A 6,630-nucleotide genomic window follows, 5' to 3' on the forward strand; every position below is an offset into this window, starting at 1 on the left:
GCGGCGGATCGACCTCTCCCGGAGGGAGAGGTTATCTCTCTCTCTGCTCTCTCCGACACAGGTAGAGGGTCGTCCCCGCCGACAGTGTCTGGCCAGAGGCCCTAGAACACGGTCCTTACCTCGGGGGGCAACTGCGGCGTGAAACGATCCAGACTTTTCTGCAAGGGCTCGATCCAGTCCGGTGTTGTGGCGAAGAAGAAGACCAACGGCGACCCGACGCTGGTTTTGCTCTTTGGCGCAAGCTGCCAGTGACCGACAGGACGCCACTCGTCGGGAAGGCCACCGTGCGTGACAAACCAACCGGGATAGACGGCCGCGATGGGGGCGCCCGCCTGTGCGACCAGCTCGCGCATGCGCTCGGGTGTGAAGGTATTATCGGCGCGCAGTCGTGCCACGGTGCTGTTGCCGAGACCCCACAGGTCGAAGACCTGGACATTGCCGGCCCACGACACCAGGCCGATATCATTGACGGCGACCGTTCGCCCCCGGTGGTTCTCCGCAAAGAAGCGCGCCATCTGATACTGCTGTTGGTAGATGTCCTGGCTCAACTGAGGGAGGCGGCCGAGCTCCTGAAGGCGGTCGGCGAAGGGGAAGACACCGACACAGAACGCCATTCCCCACACGGAATAGCGCACTGTTGCTTTGACCATCCAGGGCCGGGCGCGCTCGATCCACTCGCCAATGTGGGGAAGAACCACCCAGACTCCCATCGCGACGACATAGACGACATAGCGCCGTTCGATCAGACCAAACGCCGACTGGCACAGCACGGCCGCGAAGAACATGGCGATCCCGGCCAGACGCGGGTCGCGGGCCCCGCGTTGACGCAACGAATCGAACGCCGCCACCGACGCCAAACCGAGCAGGGTGATCCAGTATAGCGAATCGATCTGGCGAAGGAATCGCGCCGGGTAACTCCACAGACCGAGGTGCTCGTAGTACACACCCTTCAGCAGAATCGTGTTGGGAAGAAACGGTTCCCCGTGCGCCAGTTGGACAATGCCGAGTGTCGCGGCCGGCAACGCGGCGGCGATGGCCACGGCCGCTGCCATCCGTTTCTTCCCCGCAGCAAGCAGACAGATCAGAAGCGGTGGAATCAGGAACAGTGTCTCATAGCGCAACGCACAGCCGACCAGAACCAAGACAACGAGCGCAGCGGCATCCCGAGTGCGATGTTCCTGCCCCGCCAGTAAACGTTCTGTCATGGCGACCAGCGTCAGCACTGCGACTGTATGCCAGGCGTGCTCCATTCCTGTGAACGCCAGCTCGGGCAAACCGGCGATCACCACAGTCCACAGCGCCACTCCGGCGGCCAGCCAGTGGTTGGGGAGGGAGCGTTGGGCGCGAACCGCCAGCAGCAGTGCGATTGCCAGAGCGCCAGAAATGCAAAGCACCCAGGCCCAGATCTCCGTGGGTCCGGTGACAATGAACGCCAGAGTCAACAGCAACGTGTACAGCGAGGACGATGAGGCGGCGGAGAACTGGTCCGGATTGATCCCCCACACGCCATGGAGCGCCAGATTGCGGGCGATGGCCAGGTGGATGTACGGGTCATCGAGAGAGAAGACCAGATGCCCTTGATTGGCAGCGACACTGTGCCAGATGGCAACGCCCACGGTAATCGCTAGGGCGGCGACGACGATCAAGGGAACTACTATGGTCGGGCGGCGCCACATGGCATGGGGACACAAGCCGGCGTCGAAGTTACCAGCCCCCGACACAGGAGTCAATCACGCCCGGTGCATTGCTGCAGCATATTGATCGCCAACAGCATACGATTCGCCAACCACGATTGGTCTGGCGGTCGCGATCGTGACGGCCCGGGAAAAACTGTTTCAGTTTCGCACCATGTTTGATGTATGGTTATGCCCGGCAGCACAGTCGGAATCGCCGCCGTCACCGATACCGACGAAGCCGCCGCCGATCACAGGGAATCCGGCATGACAGAGAGCCCATCGACATCGGCCGAATGCATCACCCGTTTCGCCCGTTCCGGCGGGTGAGCGGGGAAAATGGGTCCGGTGGACCTGTCGGCCATCGTCCGTGATCTGGACATCCCGGTGCCCGCCGAGGTGTTGGTGGGGATTACCACCGGCGATGATGCCGGAGTCTATCGGATTGCGCCGGATCTGAACCTGGTGTTGACGGCGGATTTCATCACGCCGCCGTGTGACGATCCGCATCTGTTCGGGCGGATCGCCGCCGCCAATGCTCTGTCCGATGTGTACGCCATGGGCGGCACGCCCAAGGCGGCACTGAATCTCTGCTGTTTCCCGACGCGGGGAATCACCCAACCGACGTTGACCGAGATCCTCCGCGGCGGATTGGACACGCTGACCAAGGCCGGTGTCGCACTGATCGGCGGCCACACCGTCCGAGACGAAGAACTCAAGTACGGCCTGTCGGTGACCGGGATTGTACGGGACGCCGACATCAAGACCAATGCCGCCGCGCGCGTGGGCGATTTGCTGATCCTCACCAAACCCCTTGGGACCGGCATCGTGGTCACCGGACTTCGGGGAGGGTTGATCACTGAGGTCGAGGCGCGACCGGTACTGGAGGCAATGGCCGAACTCAATCACACCGCCTGCGCCGTGATGCTGGCCTTCGGCGGCGTGCACGGCGTGACCGACATCACCGGCTTCGGGCTGGCGGGGCATGCCTGGGAGATGGCGCAGGCCAGCCGTGTCGGCCTACGATTCATGGAAAGCCGGATTCCGCGCTGGCCGCTCTGTGATTCGTTAGTCGCCCGCGGCGTCAAGTCGGCCGTGAAACTCACCGGCAATGAACCGCTGGAAACGAAAGTGCGCGTCGACGCGCGGATCGATGCCGCCCGGCAGATGCTGTTTTTCGACCCGCAGACCTCCGGCGGGCTCTTGATGTCCGTGGACCCCGGCCAGGCCGAGCCGATGCTGCGACGGCTTGAGGATGCCGGCCTGAAGGATGCCGCCATCTGCGGTGAAGTGATGGCGGCGGAAGTACCTCACATCGAGGTCTTGCCCTGAGCGTTTGACAGAATCAGAGACTCAAGGTGCGTCGGAGCTTCTGTATGTGTCTTGCGTTGGCTGTGACCCCTCACCCTCTCCTCTCCCCAGAGTGGATAGGGGACAAGTAACCTCTCCCTCCGGGAGAGGTCGATCCGCCGCAGGCGGATCGGGTGAGGGAGCGGTCGGGTGTGGGCACCCGACCGCACACCTCGAAGGTCGTGAAACCGATTGCAGCATGAGTCGATCTTCTTTGACCTGAAACTTCCCTCCAGTCCGGTTGTTCATCCGATGGGCGGTGCCGATCCCGCCGTTGGTGTGTAGAATCGTCCAGCCGATGGATGTGGGTCGGGCAGCCGAACCACCGTGTCACAATCAAGGAGCCATGATCCGATGCCTGTCAAACGTCCCGAGACCCTGGGTGCCTTCAAACGGGCCGGCCTCGTCTATGAATCGGTCAAAGATGAAATGCGCCGCAACCTGATCCGTAAGATCACCGCCGGGGAGGAACTGTTCCCCGGGATCATCGGCTATGACAAGACCGTGATCCCGGCGCTCGAAAACGCCATCATGTCCCGGCACAACTTCATTCTCCTTGGGCTTCGCGGTCAGGCCAAGACCCGGTTGGTGCGGGCGCTGACGACGCTTCTGGATGACGCCACGCCGGTCATCGCCGGATCGCCGCTCAACTGCCATCCATTGCGCCCCGGGTGCGCCTATTCGCGCCGCCTGATCGCCGAAAAAGGAGACCAGACGCCGATCGAGTGGATCGGGCGCGACCGCCGCTACCAGGAGAAGCTGGCCACGCCGGATGTGACCATCGCTGATCTGATCGGCGACCTCGATCCGATCAAAGCGGCGCGCGAACGACGGGACTTCTCCGATGAAGAGACGATTCACTATGGGATCATCCCACGCACCAACCGCGGCATCTTCGCCATCAACGAGCTCCCCGATCTGCAGCCGCGCATCCAGGTCGGGCTGTTGAACATCCTGGAGGAGAACGACCTGCAGATTCGCGGTTTTCCGGTGCGGATCCCCCTGGACATGGTGTTGGTCTTCACCGCCAACCCCGAGGACTACACCAACCGCGGCAACATCATCACACCGCTCAAGGATCGTATCGACTCGCAGATCGCCACGCACTATCCGGTGACGGTGGCCGAGGCGCAGCGGATCACCGATCAGGAGGCGTGGGCGCATCGCGACGGCACCCGGCCGGTGCTGCCCGCCTTCTACCGGGAGATCATCGAAGAGATTGCCTTCGCGGCGCGCGAATCGGAGTTTATCGATCAATCATCAGGGGTGTCCGCGCGCGTCCCGATTGCGGTCATGGAGAACGTGATCTCGAACATGGAACGCCGCAACTTGCGCACCGGCGAATCGATCATGGTCCCCCGCATGGCCGATCTGACCGCGGCGATTCCCGCAGTCGCCGGCAAAGTCGAGCTCGTCTACGAGGGCGAGCGCGAAGGCGCCCGCATGATTGTCCTGAATGTGATCGGCGAGGCGATCGGGCGGGTGTTCAAACGTCGCTTTCCCGAGATCGACAAGGACGGCGGGCTCCCCGCCAAGGCCGACCCGATCTTCGGAAAAGTCCTGGCGCACTTCTCCGGCGATACGAAGGTCGAGGTGTCCGACGACATGACGTTTGAGACATACGCGAATGCGCTGGCGGCCGTGCCGACGCTGAAGAAGATCGCCGAGCAATTCCTGAAACCGCCGGACGCTCACGAAACGGCCCTGGGTATGGAGTTTGTCCTCGACGGCCTGCATCAACAGAACCTGATCGCCAAGACGGCGGTCGATTCGATCCATCGCTATTCCGACATGTTGGCCACGATGCTGCACAACGTGCGGCGGGATGATTGACTGGTCGTTGAGCAATCCGGAAGGAACGTCAGAATCGAGAGTTGTCACGCTGAGCGAAGCGAAGCATCTGCTGTTTCTCCCTATGGATTGGAAAGCAGACCCTTCGCTCCGCTCAGGGTGACAGTACAATGAGACAATTCGTAATCTGACCATGCGCTTCCAATACTCCGAGTGGGACGAAGAACTGATCCGGCGCCTGCTGGCGCAACGCGACCTGCTGCGTCTGTTCAACTACCTCCTGTTGCAGACCAACGGCGACGTCGATGAGGCGTTGCGCTGGATGCGGTACCTGAAGGAACAGGGAATCCTCGCCGCCGACCTGGACCTGGACGATTTTGAGAGAAGACTGCGAGAGGACCGGATCATTCAGGAAGCGAACCATCGGCTCTCCTTGACCCCCAAGGGTGAGAAACAGATTCGTCAGGATTCGCTCGATCGCGTGTTTTCAGCCCTCAAAGCCGATGCGCGCGGCAATCATCCCATCCCCCGCGAAGAGGGCGGCTCCCACGAACCCTTGCCGGAGCGGCGCCCCTACAGGTTCGGCGATGGCGCCCAGGAAATCGACTTCAACGAGTCGTTTATCAATGCGATGCGCCGTGATGCGGGGGATCAATGGACACTGACCGAGCCCGATCTGGCGGTGCGACAGTCCGAGGCCACCACGAGTTGCGCCACCGTGCTCCTCCTGGACATCTCGCATTCGATGATTCTCTACGGCGAAGACCGCATCACCCCGGCCAAGCAGGTGGCGCTCGCCTTCGCCGAGATGATTCTGACCCGCTATCCGAAGGACGCGCTCGATGTCGTCGTCTTCGGCGATGACGCCGCGATGATCCAAGTGGCCGATTTGGCGTATATCGGCGCCGGTCCCTACCACACCAACACGCAGGCGGGACTGCGGATGGCGCGGCAGATTCTGCTGCACCGCAAGCACCACAACAAGCAGATCTTCATGATCACCGACGGGAAGCCCTCGGTGATCCGCAAGGGCGACGGGACGATCTACAGGAACCCAGCGGGGCTGGACCCGATCATCGTCAACCGGACACTCGACGAAGCGGTCATCTGCCGCCGCAAGAAGATCATGATCACCACGTTCATGGTGACCGCCGATCCCTATCTCCAGCAGTTTGTCCGCAAGCTCACCGCCCTCAACCGGGGACGCGCTTACTTCACCCCTCCCGACCGGCTGGGCGGATACATCTTCTGGGATTACCTGCACAACCGCCGCCGCCGGCTGCGATAGCGAAGTGTGGCCGTGATCTTGGTCACGGTCTACAAGGACCAACGGATCGGCATGCGAGCCGGAACACGGCGGGGTCACCGGTTCATGTTGTGGCTCTTGCGAGCCCTGACGAACGTCAGGGCCACACCGGCCGTGCGGGTTTATTCGTTCTCCAGTCCCTCGCGGACAATCTCGTAGATGGTGCCGTCGACAGTGCCGACGTACATCCGGTGGAATGTGGTGCCGCGGCCCGGACCGAAGGTGGTCGAGACAACGGTTCCCGGAATGTCGATGATCTTCTCCTTCACCCAGTCGTAGGCCGTCTTGTTGAATTCGAACATGCAGAATTCCGGCCCCGACACGGCGAAGAACTCATTGAAACGGCGCTGATCCCCCTTGCCGATCAGATGGACCGTGCCATCGGCGACCGGAAGCCGCGAGGTCTCGTCCTCCATCCGTCCATAGAAGAGATACCGGAAGATGCCGTCGGCGCCGGAGTAAAAGACCACGATGTCGCGTTGGGTGGGATCGGCGGAGGATGCCATGTCC

Annotated in this window: 6 protein-coding genes; 4 read left to right on the plus strand and 2 right to left on the minus strand. The window is 62.0% G+C overall.

Going from position 1 to position 6,630, the window contains the following annotated elements:
• Positions 1 to 101 precede the first annotated feature (101 nt).
• On the minus strand, positions 102 to 1,676 hold the full coding sequence (locus tag AB1792_09055) for a hypothetical protein (protein MEW5702362.1): 1,575 nt from the start codon (positions 1,674 to 1,676) through the stop codon (positions 102 to 104).
• Positions 1,677 to 1,865: 189 nt separating this feature from the next.
• Between AB1792_09055 and AB1792_09060 the strand changes: the two genes are divergently transcribed.
• The 4 genes from AB1792_09060 to AB1792_09075 all read left to right on the plus strand — a co-directional run bounded on the left by AB1792_09060 (position 1,866) and on the right by AB1792_09075 (position 6,102).
• Positions 1,866 to 2,003: a hypothetical protein gene (locus AB1792_09060; GenBank protein MEW5702363.1), complete on the plus strand. Its 138-nt coding sequence runs from the start codon at positions 1,866 to 1,868 to the stop codon at positions 2,001 to 2,003.
• 9 nt (positions 2,004 to 2,012) lie between these two features.
• Positions 2,013 to 3,005: a selenide, water dikinase SelD gene (gene selD / locus AB1792_09065; GenBank protein MEW5702364.1), complete on the plus strand. Its 993-nt coding sequence runs from the start codon at positions 2,013 to 2,015 to the stop codon at positions 3,003 to 3,005.
• Positions 3,006 to 3,377: 372 nt separating this feature from the next.
• A complete protein-coding gene (locus AB1792_09070) occupies positions 3,378 to 4,856 on the plus strand; it encodes an AAA family ATPase (GenBank protein ID MEW5702365.1) in 1,479 nt (492 codons plus the stop codon).
• A gap of 151 nt (positions 4,857 to 5,007) precedes the next feature.
• Positions 5,008 to 6,102, plus strand: a complete 1,095-nt coding sequence (locus AB1792_09075) for a VWA domain-containing protein (protein ID MEW5702366.1) — start codon at positions 5,008 to 5,010, stop codon at positions 6,100 to 6,102.
• A 140-nt stretch (positions 6,103 to 6,242) separates the two neighbouring features.
• Here AB1792_09075 and AB1792_09080 read toward each other — a convergent pair.
• The coding region (locus AB1792_09080) for a hypothetical protein (protein ID MEW5702367.1) at positions 6,243 to 6,630 on the minus strand (388 nt) is incomplete at its 5' end.

It is taken from the genome of Candidatus Zixiibacteriota bacterium, assembly GCA_040752595.1.
In the GTDB taxonomy this organism is placed as follows: Bacteria; Zixibacteria; MSB-5A5; order WJJR01; family WJJR01; genus JACQFV01.